The organism is Rhizobium sp. YTUHZ044, from assembly GCF_051123975.1.
Classification (GTDB): domain Bacteria; phylum Pseudomonadota; class Alphaproteobacteria; order Rhizobiales; family Rhizobiaceae; genus Rhizobium.
The window spans coordinates 1,558,771-1,583,650 of sequence record NZ_CP101426.1 but is presented as its reverse complement, the minus strand read 5'-3'; the positions used below and the strand labels follow the sequence as shown (position 1 = coordinate 1,583,650).

Sequence of the window (24,880 nt, the reverse complement as noted above, 5' to 3'; positions counted from 1 at the left end):
CAAGCGATGTCATCACAAATACTGCCTCGGCGCGTATATTGTCGACATTGTCGCCGTGGTATTGCTGGATGAGGCGCAGACGCATTTTTCTGGAACTTCTTTCCTCGTCATCGCTTTGATTATCAAAGTGCAACAGAGGACACCGCGATGCCGAACCCGAATGATTCACCCGCCGTCCAGTCCCTGCGAAAAGAGCAGGCAGAGCAGCGAAAACAGTCCCGAAAGGGCGAACTGGACAAAGCGATCGAAGACACGTTTCCCGCGTCTGATCCTGTTTCCGCCACTCATACCTCCATCCCCGCCGGTCGCAGCGATGTCGAGGCGGCTGAGCGGGTGAAGCGGGAGCCTGATCCGACCGCGCTTGACCAAGACTATCCGCTGGTCGATCAAGCCCTACGCTCCACCGGCCAAATTGCCCGCGCCTCGGACAGATTCGATGCCGACCGCGAGGAACTGCGCGCGCTTCAGAAAGAAGCCGGTCGGATGGCGGAGTCCGCCTCGGAGCTGGCGTCCGGAACAGCCCGTCTGGCAAAGGCGGAAGCTAGGAGTTTCGTCCAGGACATCGAGGATCGGATCCGCCGGCAGCCCCTGACGGCTGCAGCGATCGTCGCCGGCATCGCCTTCGTCTTCGGCGCGACGCGCTGAGAGGACCACGATGGCGAGCCAATGGACCGGCGGCTGCCTGTGCGGATCCTGCCGTTACGAATTCGCCGGCGATCCGCCGCATTCGGGATACTGCCATTGCGACCTGTGCAAGAAAGCGACCGGAGGTCCTTTCGCGGTTCTTGTCCAGGCCAAGGTTGAAGATCTCGTCTGGATAAAAGCTTCCCCTGCCGTATACCGATCCTCACCCATTGCGACACGCGGCTTTTGCGGCAAATGCGGAACGCCGCTCTTCCTTCAGTATGACGGCGACGAACTGATCCGCGTGACGGTCGGCTCGCTCGATCGCCCCGAGAGGATTCGCCCGGCGGGTCATTACGGCGTGGAGAGCCGGCTTGACTGGGCCGACTGCGGGCGCGGACTACCGGAGGAGGAAACTCAGGAGCGCTTCTGAAGCATGCCGCGCAAAATCATGCTGCGGCTTTGCAGCGCTGACATGCGTTTAAAGTAGACCGGTGACGCGCGACAAGTGAACCTGTTAGATTGCGCCAGCTTCCCGATCTTGCCAGCACCGCTTCGCATGAGCTCTCATGAAAATCGCAACCTACAATGTCAACGGGATCAACGGGCGACTGACCAACCTGCTGCGCTGGCTGAAGGAGGATGGTCCCGATGTCGCCTGCCTTCAGGAACTGAAAACCGACGACGCCAGGTTTCCGCGAAAAGAGCTCGAACGGGCCGGCTACGGCGCGGTCTGGCACGGGCAGCGATCCTGGAACGGTGTCGCGATCCTGGCAAAGGACACGACACCGATCCTGACACGGCGCGGTCTTCCGGGCGATCCTGATGACACCCACAGCCGGTATATCGAAGCCGTCATCGAGGGCATGCTGATCGGATGCCTGTATCTGCCGAACGGCAACCCCTTTCCGAGCGCCAAGTTCGAATACAAGCTTCGCTGGTTCCGTCGCCTGCACGCCTATGCCGCCGAACTGCTCGAAATCGAGGTGCCTTCCATCCTTGCCGGCGATTTCAACGTCATGCCGACGGAGATCGACGTCTACAAGCCGGAGCGCTGGCGAGACGATGCGCTTTTCAGGCCCGAAGTCCGCAAAGCCTATGCCCGGCTCGTCTCCCAGGGTTGGACGGATGCCATCAGGCATCTGCATCCGGACGAGCGCATCTACACCTTCTGGAAATATTGGCGGAACAGTTTTGAGCGCGACGCGGGGCTTCGGATCGACCACTTTCTGCTCAGCCCGACGGTGGCGCCGTGGCTTCGATCTGCGACCGTCCGGCGCAAGCCGCGGGGGTGGGAGCATACGAGCGACCACGCACCCGTCATGATCGAGCTCGATATTCCCGCAGCTGAAGCCGGGTGAGCGGCAATGCCATCGATCGCAGAATATCGGGGAACCTGCGATGCCTGCCGGAGTTTGCCTGCAAAGGAGATTGTCCGATGCGCACGAAGCCCATTCCCGATTCCGTCAAGCTTCCACCGAAATCGTTGAACGAGGATACTCGGGACGGCGAGTTGCCCGAAGCCAATATCGACGACCAGCGCAAGCCTCCCGTCAGCATGGGCATCTGCCGCGAGGCGGGCGACGGCGTCCCCGGCTCCGACCCTGAAGGGTCGGCATTCCTGCCCCGCAATTCTCCAACCGGAAGTGATCGTCATGGGCGAGAGCAAGAACTATCTCAATACCGATGAAATCCGGGCCGGCGATCAATTGTCGCCGAAACCGATTACAACATCGCCTCATTCGCCGCCGTCCAGATCATAGATGCGGCCCGTCAACCAGGCGGGCCAGTCGCGTTCGAAAAAGGATCTGGCGCCTTCGTCCAAATTGCGGTTCGGACGGGTTGAAAGCCTGATCTCATCGCCGTCGAGCCTAACGACGATCTGCTCCTGGCGATGCGCTTCGCTTTCCTTGCGGAAACGATAGTCCTCCAGTGGACCGGCGCTCGCCTGCGGAAGGAATTCGCCCTCCGCATCGCAGATCGCGCGTGCACCCCGACTGCCGCCGCCCCTGCCAATGAAGAAGTCGAGCGCGCTCAGCACCGCTTCCGAGGCGAGCGCCATGTGCCGCCATTGCACACCTCGGACCGCTTCGGCCGCGCGGTCGTAGGCGAGGCCATTGGCGCGGACTTTGGCGTTCAGCGCCCGCGCTTCGACCAAGGCCTGGCGGACGCTCATTTGATCGCAGATGATGCCCGCCTTCTCGCTCATGCGCGCCTGCACCGCCGAGCGGACCGCTTTGACGGTGAGCGGGCTTTCAGTCCGCAGCGCGGAGAGGAGATCGGCGATGCCCGCCTCTGCCGCCTCCGGTACCGGTCCTGCGGCAGCCCGCTTCGCCCCGCCGCCGGCGCCGATGTGTTCGGCCACCCTGGTGCCGAAGACCTGTCCGGCATTCAGCGCCGCTCCACCGGGCCGTGTTACCCCATGTGTCCCTGCCGCTTCCCCGACCGCGTAGCAGCCCCTAAGATTGGTGCGGCCCCAGCTATCGACCATGATCCCGCCGTTCATGTGCTGGTTGTTGACCGCGAACTCCAGCGGCTCTGCGGCAATATCGATCTTGTAGCGGCGATAGAGTTCGATCGCGAGCGGGTTCATGTGCTTCAACCGATCGATCGGCATTTCCTGATCGGCGCCAGCCTTGCCGAGATAGAGACGGACGTCCTCGTCCAGCCGTTCCAGGCTGAATGGCAGGTCGCCGGGAACGGGCAGAGGATTACGATTGAAGTCCATAAAGACGCGTCGACCCGCTGCGGTCTCACGGTAAATGGCGAGATCGACCAGGCTCGAGCCGAAATCAAGCAGGCGCGTCGCGTGGAACGGCCATTGATAGCCCTTACGGAAGATGTTTGACGCCAGCTCCTGGGTACTTCGATAATATCCCGCCAGGAAATGGTGTTCGGCGCCTTCGCCGTCGACCGAATAAATGTGCGGAATCGCCTGGACATATGTTCCGGACAGATTCCACGGGAATCCCTCCCTGCGCGTTCCAATGCCGAACTGGCTTTCGGTCAGGTTGACGAGTTCCACGCCCGCTTCCAGCGCCAGTCCGAGGGAGCCGAAGCAGCCGTTGGGATAAACGCTGTCACGATAAAGTTCGCCTGGGCCGCCGGCTGCGAGCACGATCACGTCACTCACGAACAAAGCGATGCCGAGCGGGTTTTCCTGCCTACGGTCGCCGGCGCGCATGACGAGCGTGCCGACGACGTTACGCTCAGCCCCCTCGCCTTCGATGAGGATTTTGACCGCGGTGGTCTGGTTGTAGACCGGCACGCCCAGTCGGATCGCCTCCTCCGCCAGCACCTTGACCATCAAGCGCGAGGTGCGCGGGCCGCAGCTGGTGGCGCGGCCGACCTCGTCATGGTCGGTCTGATATCTCAGCGTTCCGCCGAGCGGATCCTGGGGCAGCGGCAGCCCCAAGAACTGCAGCGATGCCATCATCCGTGACGAGCCGACCGCTTCGACATAGGCCGTGTCCTCGTCCATCGCGCCGCCGCTGCCGATGGCGCGGGCCATCGCCCGGTAATTGTCGCCCTGGTCGGCCGTGTTCGCGGTGTGGAGGGTTTGCTTGTCGGAGCCAGAGCAGGCCGAGGTTCCGCCCCAAGCGCTTTGGCTGATAATGACGACATCGACGCCGCGCCGCTTCATTTCCACCGCCGCACGCAAACCCGCAGCGCCAGATCCGACGACGACGCAGCCGGCTCGGTAGATCGGTACGTCGATGCCAGCCAGGCGGGCTCGACCGGAAGCAGGCGGCTCCGGCGGAAGCCGCGGCATATCGACATCGGTCAGTGCGTCAAGAATTTCCTGCGGAACATCTATGGTCATCGGCGCGTCACAATCAATTGAGCGGGATATCCACCCAGCGTCTCTGCCGGGAGGACTCCATGCAGGCGTCGACAATCTGGCAGATGTGGTGGCCGGTATCGAATGTCGGCCACATCGGCTTGTTTGCGACGATCGATCTTATGACTTCGGCCACCTCGATGATCTTGCTTTCATTGTAGCCTATGCCGAAATTCGGCAGCGGAAGGAAGGCCCTGAAGGTGGGGTTCTCAGGCCCGACGTCGATCTCGCGAAAGCCCCGGCGTCCCGTGCTGTCGTCGTTGGAGTAAAAACGCAACCGGTTTATCTCGTCATAGGTATAGGCGATGCTGCCTTTCGTTCCGTAGACTTCGTAGGTCTGCATGAATTTGCGGCCGGTGGCGACGCGGCTGAAGTCGACGATGCCGGCGGCGCCGTTTTCGAACCGGCACAGCAGGTTCGTCGCGTCGGGATTGGTGATATCGGCCCAGGCCTCGTTGCCCGACAGTTTCACCTGCTCCCCATAGGCAAGCCCCTCGACGATCGGCCGGCGCGGGGTGACGATGAGATTGTCGGCGATCAGAGAGCTGACGCGGCCGACAAGGAAATCCATAAAGCTGAAGATGTGCGAACCGGTATCGCCGACGATCCCGGTCGGCGCGAGCTTGCCATCGGCGCGCCACATGAACGGTGCTGTGGGATCCCCATACATGTCGACGTGCTGGCAGCCGCGAAACAGCTTGACCTCGCCGATTTCACCGGATTCGATGATCTCTTTCGCCAGATCATGAACGGGGTTTCGGGGAAAGGCGTGTCCGACACGGGTAATGACAGCCTTTTCTCTGGCGATCTCGGCCAGCTCCAGCGCTTCGTTAGCGGTATTTGCCAGCGGCTTCTCGCAATAGACATGTTTGCCGGCCAGCAGGGCCGCCTTGGCCACCGGATAGTGCAGATGGTCGGGCAGGCAGATATCGACGAGATCGACTTCGGGATCGGCAACCGCCAGCTTCCAATCCTGGTAGATCCTGGCCCCCGGCGCCCTGTTGCCAATATCCTGCGCTACGTCAGGGTTGCTGTCGACAAGCGCAACGATCCGCGCCGTTCCATCCGACACGCCGAAGAAATGCGGAAAGGTCTGATAGGCCATCGTGTGGACCTTCCCCATCCAGCCAGAGGCGCCAAGCACTGCAACTTTCACTACAGACATTGTCGTTACTCCTTAGCGTATTTCGGCGCGGGCCCGCGGCCTGGTATCATTGCGTTCATAGGCAAAGATCGCCGACGGCAGCGCAGGCAGGCCCCGGATGAGGTCCGATCCCTTTTCGCCGACCATGATCGTCGGCGCGTTGGTGTTGCAGGACGGCACGCGCGGCATGACGGAAGAATCGCAGACCCTCAGGCCTTCGAGGCCGTGCACCTTGAGATCGAGCCCGACAACAGCGTCAGGCCCTGTTCCCATCTTGCAGGTGCCCACCGGATGATGGTCGGTCTTGGCACTGGCGCAGCCATAGTCGAAAAGCTGCTCGTCGGTCATGACCTTCGGTCCCGGCAGCCTTTCGGCCATGACATAGGGTTTCAGCGCCGCCTGCTGCATGATTTCGCGGGCGATCTTGAGCCCCTCCAGTGACATCTTCCTGTCATGGGGATCAGACCAGTAATTGGGATCGATCAAAGGAGCCACAGCGGGATCGGCGGATGAGAGACGCACCGTCCCTCGCGAGCGCGGATGCAGATAGGCCGAGTTGAGCGTGACCCCGGCATTTTTAAGCCGCTCCACGCCTGCTTCGATGCCGGAACCCAGGCCGAGGTGGAACTGAATATCGGGAGACCGTGCGTTAGGATCGGCATACCAGAAGCCGCCGGTCTCGAAGAGCGACGAGGCGACCGGACCGGTGCGGAACAGGACATATTGTATCCCCGCCCAAAGCGTACGGTGCAGCTTCGCGACGCCGTCATAGGTGTGATCGCCGGTGCATTCGGCGATAACGAACAGATCGAGATGGTCCTGAAGATTGCCGCCAACGCCAGGCAGATCATGGAGGGGCTTGACGCCCACCGCAGTCAAATGATCGGCCGGCCCTATGCCGGACTGCAACAGGAGCTTCGGCGATCCGATCGCGCCTGACGAGACCAGGACCTCGCGTTCAGCGCGCACGACCTCCAGGCCGTGTCCGGTGGCGATCTCAACGCCGACCGCGCGGCCTGCCTCCAGCAGGATACGGACGACACGCGCGCCCGTGCGGATCGTCAGATTCTTCCGGTTCCTGATCGGCGAGAGATAGGCAAACGACGCCGACGACCGGCGGCGATTGCGCTGGGTGAGCTGGTAAAATCCGACGCCGGCCTGCTGGCGGCCGTTGAAGTCGTGATTGTAGGGTATTCCAAGCTCCTGTCCCGCGCGGATATAGGCGTCGCAGATCGGCAAGGGTGCAGCCGGCATCGAGACACCCAGCGGACCGCCATAGGCGTGGTAATCGTCGGCGAAACGCTGATTGTCCTCCGCACGTTTGAAATAGGGCAGGATCGAACGGTAGTCCCAGCCCGCGCAGCCATCTTCACTGGCCCAGAGATCATAATCGGCCGCGTTGCCGCGGGTGTAGAGCTGCGCATTGATCGACGAGCCGCCGCCGATGATCTTTGCCTGGGTATAGCGGAGCACCCTGCCCTTCATGTGCCTCTGGGGAACGGTTTCCCATCCCCAGCTGGCGACGCCCTTGGTCATCTTGGCAAAGCCGGCGGGCATGTGGAAAAGAGGATTCCAGTCACCTCCGCCCGCCTCCAGAAGCAGTACCTTGACATCGGGATCTTCGCTGAGGCGGCTCGCAAGAACACAGCCCGCAGGGCCGGCACCGGTGATGATATAGTCGAATCCCATTTTACTGTCCTATTTGAAGCCGGCGCGCGCCAACGGATCTGCCTGTGTCTGCAAGTCTGTCGACGCGATGTGATGGGCAACTCTGAGCGCTTGGCTGGCGACGGTGAGCGCCGGATTGACCGCAGCCGATGTGGGCAGAAAACCGGCGTCGACGACGAAAAGATTGCCGTGATCGTAGGACCGGCAGTATGGATCCAGTGGCGCCGTTGCCGGGTCGTTTCCGATGCGGATCGTTCCGCACTGATGGGACGGCGTGCGTTTGTCGAAGGGTCTGGACAACACGATCGGAAAACCGATCGACCGCAGGATCGCCTTCAGCTTGGCGACCAGCGCAAGATGCGCGTCCCAGTTGGTCCTCTGCCATTTGAGGACGATCCGATCGCCATCGACCATCACGCGGCTTTCGGGATTCGGAACGTCCTCGCTCATCGCATAGAAGTCGATGGCATGGTCCGTCATGAAACGCAGAAGCCATTCCGGCGCCTGCGGCAAAGAGCCCTTAAGGACCTTTTCGGAAATACGCCCCAGCAACTGCACATTGCCGAGCGGCGGTCCGCCCTCCCCGTCCGAGAGATAGAAGTCGTTGAAGGCGAAGGTCTTCTGGTAGACGGCGGTGTTCCTGAAGCGCGGCGAGACTGCTATCACAGCCGAGGCGTTGTGGTTCATGAAGTTGCGGCCCACCTGATCGGAAGAATTGGCGAGCCCCCTCGGGAAGCGGTCGTTTTTCGAACGCAGCAAAAGCACGGATGACTGCACCGCACCGGCGGAAAGGATGACGATCCTGGGCGAGACGGTCAGCGTCTGTCCGTCCTTGACATAGGTGACCCGGTCGATCCGGTTCCCCGCCCCTGTGTCGAGCCGTATCACCCGCGCATTGGTCTCAAGCCGCACGTTCTCGTGTTTCAGCGCCACCGCGAGGGCTGCGGTCTCGGCATCCATCTTGCCGTCTCGTGAATGCGGATGTGCATCCCAGGGCGTACGTGCCTTGGAGAGCCAGGCCTGGAGATCCAGACCGAGCGGCAGCGAAAACGGATGCAGGCCTTTCGCCTTGAGGCGTGCCCTGACTTCGGCGATCGGCGCCTCGTCGGGCACGGGCGGGAATCCGTAGGCAACCGAGTGATGCGGTTCGGTCGGATCTTCGCCAAGAGTGCCGCGGACCTGATACATCAGCTCCGCCTGCGAATACCATGGCTCCAGCTCTTCATAGGGAAAGGGCCAGGCGGGCGAAACGCCTTCCCGATGTTCGATGACCCCGAAATCTTCCTTGCGATAGCGCGACAAGACGGCGCCGTAGAATTTCGAATTGCCGCCGACATTGTAATAGTTGCCGGGGTTGAAGCCCCTGCCGTCCGCCTCGTACCAGGTTTCCTTCGGCCGGAAATGCCCACGCTGGAAGATGGCGCGCTGGTCGCGATTGACTGGAAGATCGGCGATATGCTCGCCGGCTTCGAGGACCAATATCTGCGCACCAGATACAGCCAGGCCGGCAGCAACGGTGGCGCCGCCGACGCCCGAGCCGATGATGACGATGTCTGGTGAACCGCTCATGTCAACACCTTGCCAATCACGCGATGCGGGCCTGGCTGTCCGGGTCGAAGAACACAGCCTTGTCGAGATTGAAGGCGAGGCGTGTGTGCTGGCCGGGTGCGATGCCGGCATCGGCGCGCAGTCGGGCGACCACTTCCTTGCCGCCGAGCTTGGTGACGGCGAAGGTGTCGGAGCCGGCGGGTTCGACGACCTCGATCAGGCAGTCGCCTTCGGTGAGCGAGCGGGCATTGCGGTCGGCGCCGTCGGGGTCGGTCAGCGCCTCGGGGCGGATGCCGAAGATCACCTGCCGGCCGGCATAGGAGGAAAGACCGTTTGCAGTTGTCGTGACCGGCAGCCTGAGCGGAGCGGCGTTCGGCCGCTCGAGCGAGACGGCGAGCCCACCGGCGCCGTTTTCGACCGAGGCCTTGACCAGGTTCATCGCCGGTGAACCCATGAAGTCGGCGACGAACATGTTGGCGGGATTGTTGTAGATCTCGGCCGGCGTGCCGAACTGCTGGACGATGCCGTCCTTCATCACGGCGATGCGGGTGGCGAGCGTCATTGCCTCGATCTGGTCGTGGGTGACGTAGACGATGGTCTTGCCGGTCGCCTGATGCAGTCGCTTGATCTCGATGCGCATGTCGACGCGCAGCTTGGCGTCGAGGTTGGAGAGCGGTTCGTCGAACAGGAAGAGCTTGGGATCGCGCACCAGCGCCCGGCCCATGGCGACGCGCTGGCGCTGGCCGCCCGACAGCTGGCTCGGCTTGCGGTCGAGCAGATGGCCGATCTGCAGCACCTTGGCGACCTTGTCGATCGCCTGCTTGCGCTCTTCCGGCGGCACGCCGCGCATCTCCATGCCGAAGGCGATGTTGCCCGCCACCGTCATGTTCGGATAAAGCGCATAGGACTGGAACACCATGGCGATGTCGCGCTTGGAAGGATGCAGGCCGTTGACGGCGCGCCCGTCGATCCGGATCTCGCCCGCGGTGATCGTCTCCAGCCCGGCGATGGTGTTGAGCAGGGTCGACTTGCCGCAGCCGGACGGGCCGACCAGCACCAGGAAGCCGCCCTTTTCGAGTTCGAGATCGATGCCCTTGAGGATGTCGACAGCGCCGAAGCGCTTTCTGAGGCCGGAGATTTCCAGGAAAGCCATGGGTTACCCTTTGACTGCGCCCGCCATCAGGCCACGCACGAAGTAGCGGCCGGCGAGGATATAGACGATGAGCGTCGGCACGGCGGCGATCATCGCCGCCGCCATGTTGACATTGTATTCGACCACCCCGGTCGAGGTGTTGACGACATTGTTGAGCGCCACCGTCATCGGCATGGAGTCACCGGTGCCGGCATAGGCCGAGGCAAACAGGAAGTCGTTCCAGATATTGGTGAACTGGTAGATGACGGTGACGACGATGATCGGCAGCGAGTTCGGCAGCATGATGCGGCGGAAGATCTGGAAGAAACTGGCGCCATCGACCTGGGCGGCCCGCACCAGCTCGGTCGGGAAGGCCTCGTAGAAATTGCGAAAGAACAGCGTCGTGAAGCCGAGGCCGTAGACGACATGGACGAAGACCAGATTGACCGTCGAATTGCCGAAGCCGAAGTTAAAGCCGGTGGCGTTCTGCAGCGTCACCCCGAAGCGACCGAGCGAGCCGAGGATGGTCGCCATCGGCAAGAGCACCGACTGGAACGGAATGAAGCAGGCAAACAGCATCAGCCCGAACACCAGCGTATGGCCGGGGAAGCGCCACTTGGTCAGGACATAACCGTTCAGCGCGCCCATGAAGGTGGAGATCGCCACCGCCGGCACCACCATCTTGATCGAGTTCCAGAAGTAGCCCTTGATGCCGGCGCAGGTCAGCCCGACGCAGGCCTCGCCCCAGGCCTTCACCCAGGGATCGAAGGTCGGCGCCTGCGGCAGCGCCAGCATGTTGCCGTTCTGGATCTCGTCCATCGTCTTGAACGAGGTCGTCAGCATGACGAAGAGCGGCATCAGGTAGAGGACGGCGAAGATCACCAGCAGGCCGTAGATGACGAGGCGGCCGATCCAGCGGGCGCTGTTGCCGCGCTCCGCTCCTGCGCCCGCCGCAGCCGATGACGACGTGCCGATCGAAGAGGTGAGGCTGCTCATCGGGCCTTCTCCTTCAGTTCGGAATAGAGATAGGGAACGATGATCGCCGAGATTGTCATCAGCATGATGATGGCGCTGGCCGAGCCGACGGCCATCTCGTTGCGCTTGAAGGTATATTCATACATGAAGTTCGACGGCAGCCAGGCCGAGCCGCCCGGCCCGCCCGAGGTCAGCGCCACCACCAGGTCGTAGGACTTGATCGCCATATGGGCGAGCACGATGAAGGCCGACAGGAAGATCGGCCGCAACAGCGGAATGACGATGCGCCGATAAAGCTGGAAGGGCGACGCCCCGTCGATCTGCGCCGCCTTCATGATCTCGCCGTCGATGCCGCGAAGACCCGCGAGGAACATCGCCATGACGAAGCCCGACGCCTGCCAGACACCGGCGATGACGACGGTGTAGATGACGAAGTCCTTGTTCTTGATCCAGTCGAAGTGGAAGCTCGTCCAGCCGAAGTGGTGCAGCGTCTGCTCCAGCCCGAGGCCGGGATCGAGGAACCACTTCCAGGCCACCCCGGTGACGATGAAGGAAAGCGCCATCGGATAGAGGAAGATCGGCCTGAGCAGCCCCTCGCCGCGGATCTTCTGGTCGAGCAGGATCGCCAGCAGCAGGCCAAGTGCCAGACAGATGCCGACATAGAGGAAGCCGAAGATCGCCATGTTGGTGATCGAAGTGTACCAGGAGGATGGCGGGTCGCTCTCGAAGGTCCAGCGCCACAGCCGCTGATAAGCGCGCGCGCCGGTCAACGCATAGGAGGGGAAGGTCTTGGAATTGGTGAAGGAGAGATAGGCCGTCCAGACGATGAAGCCGTAGACGAAGATCAGCGTGATGACAAAGCTCGGCGCCAGCACGATCTTCGGCAGCGCATCCTGCAGCCGGCCCCTGAGTGAGACCCGCGTCGCTTGCCGCGGCGTCAGAACCGGATCGGTGGTCGCAACTGTGCTCATGGAATGTCATCTCCTCCCTGTATGTCGTCATGGGGGGCTGGCCCGCATGCCCCTCCCCGCATGATCGCCCCGCATATCCGTCAGGGGCTGCAGCTTCCCCGCGACGACGCGGGGAAGCGTGTTCATCGGCGGCGGCCTCAGCGGGCGTCGTCGATCGCCTGGACGAGCTGGGTCACGGCTTCGTCCGAGCTCTTGATCTGGCCGTGGACGAACTTCGAGACGACGTCCTTATAGGCATTGGCGATTGCCGGAGGCGCGCCATAGCCCTGGGCGAGCGAACCGAACAGCGTGCCGCCCTCGTTGGCGGCCTTCAGATCGGCGATGCCCTTCTTGCCGCAGGCGTCGAAGTCGGTGTCGGGAACGTCGGTGCGGGCCGGAACCGAACCCTTGACGACATTGAAGGCCGACTGGAAGCTCTTCGACAGCGTCGCCGTCGCCAATGCCACCTGCGCCGCCTTGCGGTCGTCGGGAACGTTGAACATGCCGAACATGTCGGAGTTGTAGATCACGCTGCCTTCGGTGCCGGGGAAGCGGTAGCAGAGGAAGTCTTTATCCGGCGTCTTCTTGGCGGCGACGAATTCGCCCTTGGCCCAGTCGCCCATCACCTGCACCAGCGCGTCACCCTTGATGACCATCGCGGTCGCCAGGTTCCAGTCGCGGCCGGAGAAGTTCGGATCGACATATTTGACGATCTTGGCGAGGTTGTCGAAGGACTTCTTCATCGTGTCCGACTTCAGCGACGCCTCGTCGAGGTCGTTGAAGGCCTTCTTGTAGAACTCCGGCCCACCGGTCGACAGCACGATGGAATCGAACATCGTCGCCTCCTGCCAGTTCTGGCCGCCGAGCGCCAACGGGATGACACCGGCAGCCTTGGCCTTGTCGAGCAGCGCGATCAGGTCGTCGAAGCTCTTCGGCTGGGTGCCGCCGATCTTGTCCATGACAGCCTTGTTGATCCACAGCCAGTTGACCGAATGGACGTTGACCGGGGCTGCGACCCACTTGCCGTCATAGACGGAGAACTTCTGCAATGCCGCCGGCACCGACTTGTCCCAGCCTTCCTTCTTGGCCGTCTCCGTCAGGTCACCCATCACGCCGGCCTGGGCATAATCGAGCACGGTGTACCCCAGCATCTGAGAGGCCGTCGGATAGGTGCCCGCCGCCACCATCGCCTTCAGCGCCGTCATCGCCGCATCACCACCGCCGCCGGCAACCGGGACGTCCTTCCAGGCAAAACCTTCCTTCGATAGATCCTGCTTCAGGACGTTCAAAGCCGCTGCCTCGCCCCCCGACGTCCACCAGTGCAGCATCTGCACTTCCTTCACGTCGGCAGCGCGTGCGGAGACGCCGGCGCCGGCCACGGCCAGTGCGATCACGGCAGTCATTGTCAGAAACTTACGCATCGAAGAACCTCCCAGTTCCCGTTTGGAGATGCGGGACCCATTCCCGCACCCGATCACCCGCCCTCCTCAGGCGTAGTTTCGTCGCTGGCGAAGCCAGCCTCAGGTTCGCGGCATCCACCAGTTGGTGCGCTTGCCGATATGCATGTTCAGCGTCTTGGTCTCCGTATAGTCCTCGACCGCGTGGCGGCCGAGCTCACGGCCAAGGCCGCTCTGCTTGTAGCCGCCGAAGGGCAGTTCCGAGGCGCCGTCCATGAAGGTGTTCATCCAGACCGTGCCCGCCCGCACTGACCGACCGATGGTCAGGCAGGTATCGAAATCGCGGCTCCAGACACCGGCCGAGAGGCCGTAATCGATGGAATTCGCGATCCTGATTGCTTCGGCAGTCGTTTCGAACGTGAGAACCGAGAGGACCGGGCCAAAGACCTCTTCGCGCGCCACCGCCATGTCAGGCGTGACCGCTTCGAGGATCGTCGGCGACATGAACTGCCCCATGCCAAGGTCGAGCCTCTCGCCGCCATGCGCGATCCGAGCGCCGCTGCTCCTGGCGCCGGCGACATAGCCCGAGATCTTCTCCAGATGCTGCGGCGTTATGATCGCGCCGACCTGCGTCGAGGGATCGAGGGGATCGCCGACCTTGACCGCCTTCGACAACTCGGCAATCCGCCTGACGGCATCGGCAGCGATCGACTTGTGAAGGATCAGCCGCGAGCCAGCATTGCAGCACTCGCCGGCATTGAAATAGGCACCGAAGACCGCGGCATCGATGAAGGCGTCGAGATCGGCATCCGGGAAGACGATCTGCGGGTTCTTGCCGCCCAGTTCCAGTGAGACCTTCTTCAGCGTCTGCGCAGCATTCGCCATGGTCAATTTTCCCACGCCCGTCGAGCCGGTGAAGGAGACCATATCGACGTCGGGATGAGACGTCATGACCGCGCCGACCTCAGGTCCCGTACCGGTGACAATATTGACGACACCCTCGGGAATGCCTGCTTCCTGCAGGATTTCTCCGAGCACGAGCGTCGATCCCGATGTCAGTTCAGAGGGCTTGACGACGGTGGTGCAGCCTGCGGCAAGGGCGAAGGGCAGCTTCTGTCCGACGATCAGGAACGGGAAATTCCAGGGCGTGATGATCGACACCACGCCGATCGCCTCGCGCAGGACGACGCCGAGCGTGCCGTCCCCAAGCGTGTTGTAGCTTTCGCCGTGAAGGTCGCGAGCAAGAGCCGCCGCATAGCGCCATATGTCGACGGAGCCCGCGATCTCGCCCTGAACCTGGGTGATGGGTTTCCCCGCCTCGATGGCATCGAGAAATGCCAGTTCTTCCGCACGCGCCGCGATCAGATCGGCAGCCCTGAGCAGAATGGCCGACCGCTCGGAAGCGGTCATTCGCGGCCATGGCCCGAGATCGAAGGCCTTGCGGGCGGCGGCGATGGCGCGTTCGGCATCGCTCCTGCTGCCGGCCGGGAAACGGCTGACCACCACACCATGGCTCGGCGCGACGCGCGCGATCGGATCGGCGGCGCCGGCTTCCCATTTGCCGTCAATCAGCATCTTGAAATCGCGAGCTTTGTCATTGCTAAGCGCGGTCGGATTGACGAGAACCGTCATTACCATTCTCCCTTGAATTTTGCCGGGCGCTTTTCGCTGAACGACGCAACGCCCTCCTTCAGATCGCCGGTCTTGGCGGCGAGGATCGAGCCTAGGGCTTCGACCGCGGTTCCATTGTCTTCACCGTTCGCCGATGCGATCATCAGCTTGACGATCTCGATAGCGGCCGGTCCCCGTGCGGCAATCCGCTCGGCATAGTCCCTGGCAGCCGCCAGCGCGTTTCCCGTCGGAACCACCGCGTCGACGATCCCGAGCAGACGCGCCTCCTCGGCGGTAAAAATCTCGCCGCCGAGCGCCATGCGCCGGACGGCCTGCGCGCCAAACCGGCGCACGAGACGCTGGGTGCCGGACCAGCCCGGCACCATTCCGAGGCCGGTCTCCGGCAGGCCGATCTTGATGTGTTCCTCTGCGATGCGAATATCGGCAACGCCGGCCAGTTCGAGCCCGCCTCCGAGGGCGTGGCCATTGAGGGCCGCGACCAGCGGCACCCTGAGCGTCGCCAGTCTATCGAATATGCGGTGGCCGTGCCGCACCCAGGCGTGGCCGAACTCCTGAGGCAGCATTCCGCCCCAGGCCTTGATGTCGCCTCCGGCGGAAAAGCCCTTTCCTTCGCCGGTGAGAACGGCAGCGCGCACATTCGGGTTCGCCTCCACCGCGTCGGCCGCCTCCGCCAAGGCTTTCAGCATATCGAGATCGAGCGCGTTCAGCTTCTCCGGCCGGGAGATCGTCAGCGTCGCGACATGGCCATCGATATCGATCCTGACCGATCCACTAGCCATTGAAGGAGCCCTCCAGCGCCCGCGCCCTCCTTGCCGGAAGCGAGAGTCCGATCTCAGCCTCCCGGAACAGTGCGGCGTCCATCACCTTCAGGTCGGGCGCGACGATCAGTCGGAATTCGGACTGCTCGAGGATCTGGGTTTGCAGATCGACGCCGGGCGCGATCTCGGTCAACACGATGCCCTCAGGCGTCAGCTTCATGACGCACCGCTCGGTGACATAGGTGATATCCTGACCCTGCTCGATTGCGCGCCTGCCGCTGAAGGTGACGTGTTCGACCACGTTCACCAGCTTCTTCAGCTTGCCTTCCTTTTCGATGAGGAGAGCTCCGTCGGCGATCGAAAGCTTCGCACCGGCGTTGAACATGCCGGAGAAGACTATCTTCTTCGCCCGCGCCGTGATGTCGACGAAGCCCCCAGCGCCGGCGGTGACATGCGGCCGGAACGACAGCTTCGAGACGTTGACCGATCCGTCCTTTCCGATTTCGAGGAAGGACAACAGCGACGCATCGAAACCAGCGCCCTGGAAATAGGTGAACTGATAGGGAGACGGCATATAGGCGTCGGCATTGGAGGCACAACCGAAGGCGAAGTCGAGCAGCGGCACACCGCCGACCGCGCCCTGCTCGATCACCCAGGTGACAGCGCCGTGCAGCCCCTCCTCCAGCAGAATCCGTGGCACGTTGGCCGATATTCCGAAGCCGAGATTAACGCAGCTTCCCGCCTCTAATTCCTGCGCGACACGGCGCGCGATGACCTTCTGGACATTGAACTCCGGAACGCGGAAGCTATCGAGCGGGCGGAAGATCTCGCCTGATATTGCCGGGTCGTACCCAGTCTGCGTCGTCTGCTTCTGATCGGGATCAACGATCACATAGTCGACCAGCATTCCCGGCACGCGGACGTCATGGGGCTTCAGAGAGCCTTCATTGGTGATACGCTTGACCTGCGCGATGACGATGCCGCCATTATTGCGGGCGGCAAGCGCCTGATCGAGGCCGCCGAGATAGGCGCCTTCATGTTCATAGGTGAGATTGCCGCGCTCATCGGCTGTCGTCGCGCGAATGATCGCGACCTGCGGGACGATCGCGGGGAAGAACAGCCAGTCGTCGCCCTCGAAGCTGACGCGCCTGACCACCGGATCGCCCGAAGCGAGGGCGTTCATTGCGCAGCCCTGCCGCTCGGGATCGACGAAGGTGTCGATGCCGACCTTGGTCAAGACACCAGGTCGCTTGGCGGCGGCCTCGCGATGGATGTCGAACAGGATGCCGGAGGGAATATTATAGGCCGGGATCTCATTATTGGTGATCATCTGCCAGATCAACGGCGGCTCGGCCGAGGACGGTCCCGAGGGATAGGAACCGCCGATGATGCGCTTGAGCAGACCTTTCCTCGCGATATGGTCGACGCCCTTGATGCCGCTCATATCGCCGGCGGCAATTGGGTGAAGGGTGGTAATGTGACTGGGATGACCGGTCGCTTCGAAACGCTCGCCGATCGCCTTCAGCATCAGGTCGGGGCAACCTAGACCGCTCGACGACGACACCGTAACGACGGCGCCATCCGGGATCAGCGCGGCCGCTTCGGCTGGTGTGAGATGCTTCTTCATGTGCGTCACTTCGAACCCCGTTTCAATTTCCCGCTCTGCCGGCCCTTATCGGCGCGGCTGTGCCGGCTCCGCAACTTTCGCGGACGACGAGCCGAACGGCTGTCGTCACCGTCTCCGCTTCGGCCTTGCCCGCATTGATCTGCTTGAGGAGCATCTGTGCGCCGCGACGCCCGATGCCCTGCGGATCGACCGAGACCGTCGTTAGCGCGGGAACCGCCGCCTGAGCCTCGATGACGTCGTCGAAACCCACGACGGCGAAGTCGGCGCCAGGCTCCAGACGGCGCGAACGCAATCCGTCGCAGACTCCGAAGGCGACGGCATCGTTGAAGCAGACGGCCGCAGTGGGCCGGTCGCCAAGAGCGATCGCTCTTCCGATCGCCTCCACGCCGCCCGCTCGCGACGGCGCGGACGAGATCACGAGTGCCTCGTCGTATCCGAGCCCGGCCGCCTCTATTCCGCTGCGGTAACCGGAAAGGCGATCGTCGAAGACAGCGGTGTCGGGAAAGCCGCCGAGAAATGCGATGCGCTTATGACCGAGACCCACCAGATGCTGAACGGCGGCCATCATGCCGGCCCGGTTGTCGGAGACTATCGACGAGACCTTGGCGCCAGGCAGGTTTCGGACGACAACCACGACGGGAATGCCTGCCGAGACCAGCGGCTTGAAGTCGGCGGCATCGGTGGCGCGCGCCGGCGAGACGATCAGGCCCGAAATGCCATGTTCGCGCATCGATGCGACAACCTCGCGCTGCCTGTCGATGCTCTCGCCGGTGTTCGACAGGAACTGCACGAAACCGGCCGACTGAACGACCATATCGACGCCGACCGCCAACTCCGCAAAGAAGCTGTTCGTCAGATCGTTCACGACAACTCCGATGATCCTCGATTTGGAACCGGCCTGCCGAAGATTGGCTGCGCCGCGATTATAGACGTATCCGAGCTCGCGCATCACGGCATTGACCTTGGCACGCGTCCCCTCATTGACCAGGGAGGAGCCCTGAAGCACGAGCGACACCGTCGACTTGGAGACGCCGGCGGCCTTCGCAATGTCGATGACGGTCACCCGCGCCTTTGTCACTTCACCCTCCCGACGTCATCGTCGACTGGTGCTTATTTATTTGGAACGTTCCAAATATGTCAAGAGCCATTTTAATTAGGGTTGCTCTTTATTGGCCTTTCTCTCTCCCCATCACGTCACGAGCGGGGACTTTGTTTTTGGAACGATTTAAATCATGGAAACAACCCGACAGGCTTTTCCCAACGTTGCGAGTTCGGGCCAGCCTGCGAAATCTCTGGCTCTTCAAGTCTGAGGATGAATCGCGGCAGATGTCGTGGATCGATTAGGTTGATGCAGAATCGCGACGCATTTTTGCTGGAATTGCTCTCGAGGAATTCCCTCCCGGAGGTATTAGCGAAACTTTATCGTTTGTGGCCAATGCTAGGGATAGGGGACGCGCCAGATCTAAAGCGGGGCCGGAAATGCCGCATTCGTTTGAAGCCATTCTGGAGAACCTGCCGCAGGGGATCATTCTCCTTGATTCTGCCGATACGGTGACGGCTTTCAATTCCCGTGCGCTTGATATTCTCGGCCTTTCCGACGGCACTCTGCGCAGAGGAATGAATATCGACGGCCTGCCCGGCACCGCCGACTGCCGTGCAGCGGCTTGTTCACGGTTGACTACCGGCAGGCCGCACACCTCGCAGTTTGCACTGGCCAACGGACGGATGATCTCATTGACCTGCGCCCCGTCGAGAGCGGGAAGCTGGATCCTCAGCTATGAAGACATCTCGACCCATATCCGCGTAGAAGACAATCTGAGGGAACAGCATCGCCGGTTCGACGCAGCTCTCAGCAATATGCCGCATGGGCTGTGCATGTTCGACGCGACGAAGAAGCTGATATTGTGCAACGCATCCTATGCACGGATGTACGATCTGCCGGATTTTTTGACTCGGCCCGGAACGTCGCTGGTGGACATCCTCGCCTATCGAAGCCAACAGGGAAATGGTCCGGCCGATACCGCCACCTATTTTGACGTCGTCTTCGAAGCGACGGCACTCGGCGCACCGGCGAGCCAAAACATCGCGCTCACCGACGGGCGCATCATCAAAATCACCCACAATCCGATGCAGAACGGCGGATACGTGGCGACCCACGAGGACGTCACGAAGACCGTGCGGCTTGCGGAAGCGCTGCGCCGCCATCACGATCAGCTCGAAGTTACTGTGCAAAACCGAACGGCGGAGGTCGAACGGCAGGCGCGCGAGCTTGAGCGGATGCTCGCCCAGGAGCGGAGCATCAACGAATTGCAGCGGCAGTTCGTGGCGATGGCATCACATGAGTTCCGCACCCCGCTTGCAATCATCGATGCTGCCGCTCAGCGGCTGCTCCGGAAAGGGGGCGCGGTCGAGCCCGAATTTCTCAACGACAAGGTCGAACAGATCCGTGCATCGGTGAACCGGATCGTCGATCTCATGGAGAGCATCCTGACGGCCGGACGCCTCGATACCGGCAAGATCGATATCAGTTATGACGCCTGCGCCGTGGGAACGTTGATCAGAACCTGCTGCGAGCGGCAGTCGGCGATCTCGAAGACGCACGGCTTCGTGCTCGACATAGACGGGCTGCCGGAATTCATCGATGCCGATCCCCGCAGCTTAAGCCAGGTCTTTACCAATCTGCTCTCGAATGCGGTGAAATATGCGCCAGGAACCTCCGAAATTCGTGTTACGGCATGGGAGGAGACGGGCAATATCAAGGTTTCGATCAGCGACGATGGCGTGGGGATCGATGCTGAAGACGTGCCCCGGCTGTTTCAACGCTATTTCCGCGCGCGGACCTCGACCGGGATTGCCGGAACCGGTATCGGCCTCAATCTTGTCAAGCAGATCATCGAACTGCATCGAGGCTCGATAGAGGTGCGAAGTGCAAGAGGGTGCGGATCCACCTTCACCGTCACTCTTCCCATCAAGAGAGCCGCTGACATTCTGGCGAGCAACGACGTTGCCTGATCATTCAGGCCCTCAAACGGCGTCCTGTACGGCCGAGGGCTCGTTCCCGAACTGACTGCGCAGGATTGCTGTCCGGCATATCTACCCTATCCTTCTCGCAATAGAGGAGGACCATGTCATGGCTTTCATTCACACCCCGGATGCATCCGCCAGCGAGAGGACGACGTCGATGTACGCGTCGGCCGAGGCGAATTATGGTTATCTGCCGAACATGTATCGTGCCTTCGGCCACCGGCCGGAGGTGATGGAGAGCTGGGCGGGGCTGCTTTCGAGCATTCGCGGCCATATGAGCCTCAGGCGCTACGAATTGGTGACGCTGGCGGCGGCCAAGGAGCTTAAATCCTCTTATTGCATGCTGGCGCACGGCTCGGTGCTGCTGCGCGAGGGATTTACCAGCGAGGGACTGACGGCAGTTGTCAACGAGACCGAAAGGGCACCAATCGATGCCGGCGAGCGTGCGATCATGGCCTTTGCGGCCAAGGTGGCGCGCGATGCGACATCGATCACGCAGCACGATATAGACGGGTTGAAGAAACACGGGCTGAGTGACGCCGAAATTTTCGACGTCACGGCCGCCACAGCGGCCCGCTGTTTTTTCTCGAAAATGCTGGATGCGCTCGGCGCTGCGCCCGACCACGCCTATATCGAGCGGCTGGAGCCGAATGTGCGAAAGGCGCTCAGTGTCGGCCGGGAAGTCGAGCGGCCCCTGGCGCCTTCACCCTCGGGCGGCACATCGCAATGATGCAGTGTCGGCTGACGCCAGCGGCTGTGGCCCCTACTCTTCCGGTTTTTCGGCAAAATGCCGAATCGCAAACTCGGCAATAGTCTGGCTCGAGCGATCGGCATCGTCGAGTATCGCGGGAAACAGCTGCCACTGATGCGGCATGCCCGGCCAGACCTCGGTGGTGACATCCACGCCCTGCCCGCGCGCTTTGTCGGCGAGGCGCAGCGTGTCATCACGCAGGGCTTCGCCGGAACCGACCTGCAACAATAGCGGCGGGAATCCGGTCATGTCGGCATAAAGCGGTGATGCCTGAGGATCGGTGGCAGGCCGGCTGCCGAGATAGGTCTTGCGCAAAGTCTCGATCAACGCCTTATCGACCAGCGGGTCGCTGCCGGCATTCGCCGTCATCGATCCGCCCGTCGCGGCAAGATCGGTGATCGGGCTCAGCGCAATCACGGCCGCCGGCAAGGGTTTGGCCGCCTGCTTCTGCCGCAGCACCGCCTCGAGCGCAATGTTGCCGCCAGCGCCGTCTCCTGCCACGACGACGTTCTCGTTGCTATAACCGTTATCAAGAAGCCAGCGATAGGCCGTCAGCGCGTCGTTGATCTGGGCGGGATAGGTATATTCCGGCATCAGCCGATAATTGATCAGAAGCACGTCGCTGGATGCGGCCTTGGCGAGCGAACCGGCGAACAAGCCGTGCGTACGGATGGAACCACCGGAAAAGCCGCCGCCATGGATGTAGAGAATCACCCTTTTGCCGATCGGGTGATGGAGCCGGGCGGGCCACATCAGCTCGCCATCCACGCCGTCGGCATCGACCTGCCGGACCTGGATGCGCGTCGGCCCCGGCATCGTTTCCATCAGCCTGGCGAAAGCAGCCCTGCGCTCTTGCAGGCTGTCGGCGCCGGCAAAGTGCTCCTTCCACAGGCCGAGCAGTTTTTCGACCTGCGCACGCGAGGACTGGCTTTGCGGCCCGATTTCTTCTCCCAGCGCCAGCGGTGCCGATAGGATCAGCGCGGCGATGGCGGGAAACAGATATCCGAGCCGCTTCGGCGCACTTCGATCAGCATTTGACAAAATCCGCCCCTTCATCAATCTCTCCCGATGATGCTGCCATGACCGTATCATTGGCTGCTTCGCCCAGCGAAGTCAAAAGGGTGACAAGCGCAACCTTTCGCTTTTTCACGTCTCCAACGAGCAGGCTGATGCCGGCCCGCGCGGCAGCTGCCGGCCTGCTGCGGGCTGATCGGACTGTCAATGGAAGAAATCGAAATTGTTGCCGGCGCGGCTTGCCATCTGCCAGGCTTCCATCGGAAATGGATCCCGCCCTGCCCTCAACTCCCGTGCTTCGGCTCGCGTAGAAATGAAGGATACCGATGACCACCATTTACCTTGCCGGCCCGGAAGTCTTTCTTCCCGATGCAATGCCCATCATGGCAGAAAAACGCCGATTGGCGCGTCAGTGCGGCTTCGAACCGACCGGCCCCGGCAGCGACGAAAATCAAACGCCGATAAAGCGGACAGCTGCGGAGATTTACGCCCGCAATGACGTCGCCATGCGTAAGGCGGAAATCTGCCTCGCCAACATCACACCCTTTCGCGGCGTCAGCGCCGATCCGGGCACGGTCTACGAGATCGGCTTCATGATTGCTCTCGGAAAATCGGTCTTCGCCTATACCAACCACCCCGACGACTACGGCTTGCGCGTCCGCTCGATCTGGTATGCGGGAATGGAGATCGACGAGACGAGCGGACGCCCGCGCGGGCCTGACGGCATCGCAATCGAAAATCACGGCATGGCCGACAACCTGATGATCGACGGAGGCGTCGAGGCGGCAGGAGGCAAGGTATTCCGTGCAACCACCCTGCCGGCGGATCCTGCCCGAGACCTGGCGATTTATTTTGAGGCGCTTCAAACGATCGCTGGCTTGCGCGGGTAGGATTGGGCTCTTTCACACCGCCCTGATCGCGTCGATCACCGCCCTGAAGCCCGCAGATATATGGCGGCGGCTCGGATAGTAGATATAGAGCGGTTCCTCCGGCTGACACCAGTCGTCGAGCACCTGGATGAGTTCGCCGTCGGCAATGGCCTTTTCGACGCGGGGCTCCCAGATATAGGCAAGGCCGACGCCGCCGAGCGCTGCCTGCATCATCAGCTCGTGATCGTCGAGCGACAGTGGTCCGGTCGGCTGAAAGCTCACCGTCTGGCCGTCCTTCTCGAATTCCCAGGCATAACGTGCACCGGAGGGAAACATGTTCTGGATGCAGAGGTGGCGCTTGAGCTCGTAAGGCGTTTCCGGCTTCGGGCGTCTCTCGAAATAGGCGGGTGAACCGACCACGACCAGGCGGATACGCGGCTTGATACGCAAGGCGATCATGCCTTCGGTGACACGTTCGCCGAAACGGATGCCGGCATCAAACCCTTCCTCGACGATGTCGACCAGCCTGTCGGTCGCGTTGATTTCCAGCTGCAAATTGGGATTGCGTTGAAGCAATGGGGCGATGACACGGCCAATGACGAAAGGACCGATGGAATTCGGCACGTTGATTCTCACCCTGCCGAACGGCGTATCGCGGTATCGGTTCAGCGCATCGAGCGCGGCCGCCATCTCCCCGAAAGCCGGAACGAGATGTGAGACCAGGAGTTCGCCGGCTTCCGTCAGCGAAACGCTGCGTGTCGTGCGGTTGAGCAGGCGGATGCCAATTCGGTCTTCCAGATTGAGCACCGCATGGCTGACGGCAGAGGCTGTGACGCCCCGCTCCTCGCCCGCCTTGCGGAAGCTCTTGTGCCGCGCCACGGCCACGAAGGCCGCCAGTTCGGAAAGTTCAGTGGCCCTCATTGCTGAGTTTTGCTCATCATAGTTTCAATAATAACGAATCTTATACAGCATCTGGTTTTCAGTCAAATTCAGTCCGTCAGCACAGAGATGCGACGCCAACAAAGGAATTCGTCATGAAAGTCTGGTTTATCACTGGTGCATCCCGCGGTTTCGGCGCGCTGATGACCAAGGAAGCACTTGCATCAGGCGATGCCGTCATCGCCACGGCCCGCAACCCGAAGACCATCATCGAACAATTCGGGGACCATCCGAACCTGCTGGCCGTCGCGCTCGACGTCACCAACGAGGCGCCGGCAAAGGAGGCTGCGGCCGCCGGCATCGCCCGCTTCGGCCGCATCGACGTTCTCGCCAACAATGCCGGTTACGGCCTGCTCGGCGCCGTCGAGGAAGCCACAGCCGAAGAGATCGAAAAGATCTATGCCACCAATGTCTTCGGTCTCCTGAAGGTGACACGCGCCGTACTGCCCTATATGCGTCGCCAGCGTTCCGGCCATATCCTGAACTTCTCCTCGATCGGCGGCTATTTCGGCTATCCCGGCTGGGGCGTCTACGGCTCGACCAAATTCGCAGTCGAAGGGCTGTCGGAATCCATGGCCGCCGAAGTCGAACCTTTCGGCATCAAGGTGACGATTGTCGAGCCTGGCTTCTTCCGCACGGACTTCCTCGCCGACACCTCGCTGGCAATAAGTCCTGCTTCCATCGCCGATTACGAGGGCACGCCGGCTGGAAACATGCGTAATTTCGCCGTCGACGCCAATCACGCCCAGCCCGGCAACCCCGCCAAGCTCGCGGCCGGCATCATGACAATGGTCAACTCGGCCAACCCGCCGCTGCGCATGCCGTTCGGCAGCGATACGGTCGCCATGATCGAGGCGCAGCATGCGAGTGTCGAAAAGGAACTGGCCGTCTGGCGCGAGCTTGCCGTCTCCACGGATTTTGCAAGCGACGCAACCGCTCGGGCCTGAGCAGCCAAGACCAATGCCGCCGTATTCGGATTTGGACGTG

The 24,880-nt window shown here is 62.0% G+C and carries 23 protein-coding genes; 8 read left to right on the top strand and 15 right to left on the bottom strand.

Translation table 11 applies throughout. From position 1 onward, the window contains the following. The first annotated feature begins 147 nt into the window (after nt 1-147). The 4 genes from NL154_RS07820 (at nt 148) to NL154_RS07805 (ending at nt 2,314) form a co-directional block, all read left to right on the top strand. Nucleotides 148-645 carry a hypothetical protein gene (locus NL154_RS07820; RefSeq protein ID WP_210628210.1) on the top strand — a complete coding sequence of 166 codons (498 nt, stop codon included), beginning with the start codon at nt 148-150 and terminating at the stop codon, nt 643-645. Between the two features lie 10 nt (nt 646-655). Continuing rightward, nucleotides 656-1,057 (top strand): GFA family protein, encoded by a 402-nt coding sequence (locus tag NL154_RS07815; protein ID WP_434733868.1) that lies wholly within the window; start codon nt 656-658, stop codon nt 1,055-1,057. 136 nt (nt 1,058-1,193) lie between these two features. Next, a complete protein-coding gene (xth, locus tag NL154_RS07810; protein WP_221122759.1) occupies nt 1,194-1,985 on the top strand; it encodes an exodeoxyribonuclease III in 792 nt (263 codons plus the stop codon). Between the two features lie 77 nt (nt 1,986-2,062). Then, nucleotides 2,063-2,314, top strand: coding sequence for a hypothetical protein (locus NL154_RS07805; protein WP_434734166.1), 252 nt, complete (start codon nt 2,063-2,065; stop codon nt 2,312-2,314). Nucleotides 2,315-2,362: 48 nt separating this feature from the next. Here NL154_RS07805 and NL154_RS07800 read toward each other — a convergent pair whose 3' ends face one another. The 12 genes from NL154_RS07800 to NL154_RS07745 form a co-directional block, all read right to left on the bottom strand. Continuing rightward, entirely contained in the window at nt 2,363-4,447 is a 2,085-nt protein-coding gene (locus NL154_RS07800) for an FAD-binding protein (protein WP_434733867.1), read from the bottom strand. Between the two features lie 13 nt (nt 4,448-4,460). Continuing rightward, nucleotides 4,461-5,630: a Gfo/Idh/MocA family protein gene (locus tag NL154_RS07795; protein WP_430961653.1), complete on the bottom strand. Its 1,170-nt coding sequence runs from the start codon at nt 5,628-5,630 to the stop codon at nt 4,461-4,463. 12 nt (nt 5,631-5,642) lie between these two features. Beyond that, nucleotides 5,643-7,298: a GMC family oxidoreductase gene (locus NL154_RS07790; RefSeq protein WP_221154887.1), complete on the bottom strand. Its 1,656-nt coding sequence runs from the start codon at nt 7,296-7,298 to the stop codon at nt 5,643-5,645. Nucleotides 7,299-7,307: 9 nt separating this feature from the next. Continuing rightward, complete coding sequence (locus NL154_RS07785) at nt 7,308-8,846, bottom strand: GMC oxidoreductase (RefSeq protein ID WP_210628218.1); 1,539 nt, start codon at nt 8,844-8,846, stop codon at nt 7,308-7,310. 16 nt (nt 8,847-8,862) lie between these two features. Next, nucleotides 8,863-9,978 carry an ABC transporter ATP-binding protein gene (locus NL154_RS07780; protein WP_434733866.1) on the bottom strand — a complete coding sequence of 372 codons (1,116 nt, stop codon included), beginning with the start codon at nt 9,976-9,978 and terminating at the stop codon, nt 8,863-8,865. A gap of 3 nt (nt 9,979-9,981) precedes the next feature. After that, complete coding sequence (locus tag NL154_RS07775; protein ID WP_434733191.1) at nt 9,982-10,953, bottom strand: carbohydrate ABC transporter permease; 972 nt, start codon at nt 10,951-10,953, stop codon at nt 9,982-9,984. Next, a complete protein-coding gene (locus tag NL154_RS07770; protein WP_210628221.1) occupies nt 10,950-11,903 on the bottom strand; it encodes a carbohydrate ABC transporter permease in 954 nt (317 codons plus the stop codon). Before NL154_RS07770 ends, NL154_RS07775 begins: the two co-directional genes overlap by 4 nt. 137 nt (nt 11,904-12,040) lie before the next feature. Continuing rightward, nucleotides 12,041-13,303 carry an ABC transporter substrate-binding protein gene (locus NL154_RS07765; RefSeq protein ID WP_210628222.1) on the bottom strand — a complete coding sequence of 421 codons (1,263 nt, stop codon included), beginning with the start codon at nt 13,301-13,303 and terminating at the stop codon, nt 12,041-12,043. Nucleotides 13,304-13,402: 99 nt separating this feature from the next. Continuing rightward, nucleotides 13,403-14,911 (bottom strand): aldehyde dehydrogenase family protein, encoded by a 1,509-nt coding sequence (locus NL154_RS07760; RefSeq protein WP_221123479.1) that lies wholly within the window; start codon nt 14,909-14,911, stop codon nt 13,403-13,405. Next, nucleotides 14,911-15,690 carry an enoyl-CoA hydratase/isomerase family protein gene (locus tag NL154_RS07755; RefSeq protein ID WP_210628224.1) on the bottom strand — a complete coding sequence of 260 codons (780 nt, stop codon included), beginning with the start codon at nt 15,688-15,690 and terminating at the stop codon, nt 14,911-14,913. Before NL154_RS07755 ends, NL154_RS07760 begins: the two co-directional genes overlap by 1 nt. Beyond that, nucleotides 15,683-17,296, bottom strand: coding sequence for an acyl CoA:acetate/3-ketoacid CoA transferase (locus NL154_RS07750; protein ID WP_210628225.1), 1,614 nt, complete (start codon nt 17,294-17,296; stop codon nt 15,683-15,685). The genes NL154_RS07755 and NL154_RS07750 overlap by 8 nt, the downstream gene beginning before the upstream one ends. A gap of 22 nt (nt 17,297-17,318) precedes the next feature. Then, the gene (locus tag NL154_RS07745) at nt 17,319-18,374 is read right to left on the bottom strand and encodes a LacI family DNA-binding transcriptional regulator (RefSeq protein ID WP_434733865.1); all 1,056 of its coding nucleotides are present in this window, start codon (nt 18,372-18,374) and stop codon (nt 17,319-17,321) included. 401 nt (nt 18,375-18,775) lie between these two features. On the opposite strand from NL154_RS07745, the gene NL154_RS07740 reads away from it, so the two are divergent. Further along, entirely contained in the window at nt 18,776-20,308 is a 1,533-nt protein-coding gene (locus NL154_RS07740; RefSeq protein ID WP_434733864.1) for a PAS-domain containing protein, read from the top strand. Between the two features lie 118 nt (nt 20,309-20,426). Next, nucleotides 20,427-21,050, top strand: coding sequence for a carboxymuconolactone decarboxylase family protein (locus NL154_RS07735; protein ID WP_210628228.1), 624 nt, complete (start codon nt 20,427-20,429; stop codon nt 21,048-21,050). A gap of 33 nt (nt 21,051-21,083) precedes the next feature. Here the strand turns inward: NL154_RS07735 and NL154_RS07730 are convergent, their stop codons facing one another. Beyond that, nucleotides 21,084-22,058 (bottom strand): alpha/beta hydrolase, encoded by a 975-nt coding sequence (locus NL154_RS07730; protein ID WP_221147487.1) that lies wholly within the window; start codon nt 22,056-22,058, stop codon nt 21,084-21,086. A gap of 40 nt (nt 22,059-22,098) precedes the next feature. Next, nucleotides 22,099-22,422: a hypothetical protein gene (locus NL154_RS07725; RefSeq protein WP_210628229.1), complete on the bottom strand. Its 324-nt coding sequence runs from the start codon at nt 22,420-22,422 to the stop codon at nt 22,099-22,101. Here NL154_RS07725 and NL154_RS07720 point away from each other — a divergent pair. Continuing rightward, the gene (locus NL154_RS07720; protein ID WP_210628230.1) at nt 22,412-22,975 is read left to right on the top strand and encodes a nucleoside 2-deoxyribosyltransferase; all 564 of its coding nucleotides are present in this window, start codon (nt 22,412-22,414) and stop codon (nt 22,973-22,975) included. The genes NL154_RS07725 and NL154_RS07720 overlap by 11 nt on opposite strands. 12 nt (nt 22,976-22,987) lie before the next feature. Here the strand turns inward: NL154_RS07720 and NL154_RS07715 are convergent, their stop codons facing one another. After that, entirely contained in the window at nt 22,988-23,875 is an 888-nt protein-coding gene (locus NL154_RS07715) for a LysR family transcriptional regulator (RefSeq protein ID WP_210628231.1), read from the bottom strand. A gap of 113 nt (nt 23,876-23,988) precedes the next feature. On the opposite strand from NL154_RS07715, the gene NL154_RS07710 reads away from it, so the two are divergent. Further along, on the top strand, nt 23,989-24,840 hold the full coding sequence (locus NL154_RS07710; protein ID WP_210628232.1) for an oxidoreductase: 852 nt from the start codon (nt 23,989-23,991) through the stop codon (nt 24,838-24,840). Nucleotides 24,841-24,880: the final 40 nt, after the last annotated feature.

What these genes read in the sequence shown, in the direction of transcription:
- NL154_RS07820 (WP_210628210.1), top strand. Translation starts at nt 148, where the DNA reads ATGCCGAACCCGAATGATTCACCCGCCGTCCAGTCCCTGCGAAAAGAG.
- NL154_RS07815 (WP_434733868.1), top strand. Translation starts at nt 656, where the DNA reads ATGGCGAGCCAATGGACCGGCGGCTGCCTGTGCGGATCCTGCCGTTAC.
- xth (WP_221122759.1), top strand. Translation starts at nt 1,194, where the DNA reads ATGAAAATCGCAACCTACAATGTCAACGGGATCAACGGGCGACTGACC.
- NL154_RS07805 (WP_434734166.1), top strand. Translation starts at nt 2,063, where the DNA reads ATGCGCACGAAGCCCATTCCCGATTCCGTCAAGCTTCCACCGAAATCG.
- NL154_RS07800 (WP_434733867.1), bottom strand. Translation starts at nt 4,447, where the DNA reads ATGACCATAGATGTTCCGCAGGAAATTCTTGACGCACTGACCGATGTC.
- NL154_RS07795 (WP_430961653.1), bottom strand. Translation starts at nt 5,630, where the DNA reads ATGTCTGTAGTGAAAGTTGCAGTGCTTGGCGCCTCTGGCTGGATGGGG.
- NL154_RS07790 (WP_221154887.1), bottom strand. Translation starts at nt 7,298, where the DNA reads ATGGGATTCGACTATATCATCACCGGTGCCGGCCCTGCGGGCTGTGTT.
- NL154_RS07785 (WP_210628218.1), bottom strand. Translation starts at nt 8,846, where the DNA reads ATGAGCGGTTCACCAGACATCGTCATCATCGGCTCGGGCGTCGGCGGC.
- NL154_RS07780 (WP_434733866.1), bottom strand. Translation starts at nt 9,978, where the DNA reads ATGGCTTTCCTGGAAATCTCCGGCCTCAGAAAGCGCTTCGGCGCTGTC.
- NL154_RS07775 (WP_434733191.1), bottom strand. Translation starts at nt 10,953, where the DNA reads ATGAGCAGCCTCACCTCTTCGATCGGCACGTCGTCATCGGCTGCGGCG.
- NL154_RS07770 (WP_210628221.1), bottom strand. Translation starts at nt 11,903, where the DNA reads ATGAGCACAGTTGCGACCACCGATCCGGTTCTGACGCCGCGGCAAGCG.
- NL154_RS07765 (WP_210628222.1), bottom strand. Translation starts at nt 13,303, where the DNA reads ATGCGTAAGTTTCTGACAATGACTGCCGTGATCGCACTGGCCGTGGCC.
- NL154_RS07760 (WP_221123479.1), bottom strand. Translation starts at nt 14,911, where the DNA reads ATGACGGTTCTCGTCAATCCGACCGCGCTTAGCAATGACAAAGCTCGC.
- NL154_RS07755 (WP_210628224.1), bottom strand. Translation starts at nt 15,690, where the DNA reads ATGGCTAGTGGATCGGTCAGGATCGATATCGATGGCCATGTCGCGACG.
- NL154_RS07750 (WP_210628225.1), bottom strand. Translation starts at nt 17,296, where the DNA reads ATGAAGAAGCATCTCACACCAGCCGAAGCGGCCGCGCTGATCCCGGAT.
- NL154_RS07740 (WP_434733864.1), top strand. Translation starts at nt 18,776, where the DNA reads ATGCCGCATTCGTTTGAAGCCATTCTGGAGAACCTGCCGCAGGGGATC.
- NL154_RS07735 (WP_210628228.1), top strand. Translation starts at nt 20,427, where the DNA reads ATGGCTTTCATTCACACCCCGGATGCATCCGCCAGCGAGAGGACGACG.
- NL154_RS07720 (WP_210628230.1), top strand. Translation starts at nt 22,412, where the DNA reads ATGACCACCATTTACCTTGCCGGCCCGGAAGTCTTTCTTCCCGATGCA.
- NL154_RS07725 (WP_210628229.1), bottom strand. Translation starts at nt 22,422, where the DNA reads ATGGTGGTCATCGGTATCCTTCATTTCTACGCGAGCCGAAGCACGGGA.
- NL154_RS07715 (WP_210628231.1), bottom strand. Translation starts at nt 23,875, where the DNA reads ATGAGGGCCACTGAACTTTCCGAACTGGCGGCCTTCGTGGCCGTGGCG.
- NL154_RS07710 (WP_210628232.1), top strand. Translation starts at nt 23,989, where the DNA reads ATGAAAGTCTGGTTTATCACTGGTGCATCCCGCGGTTTCGGCGCGCTG.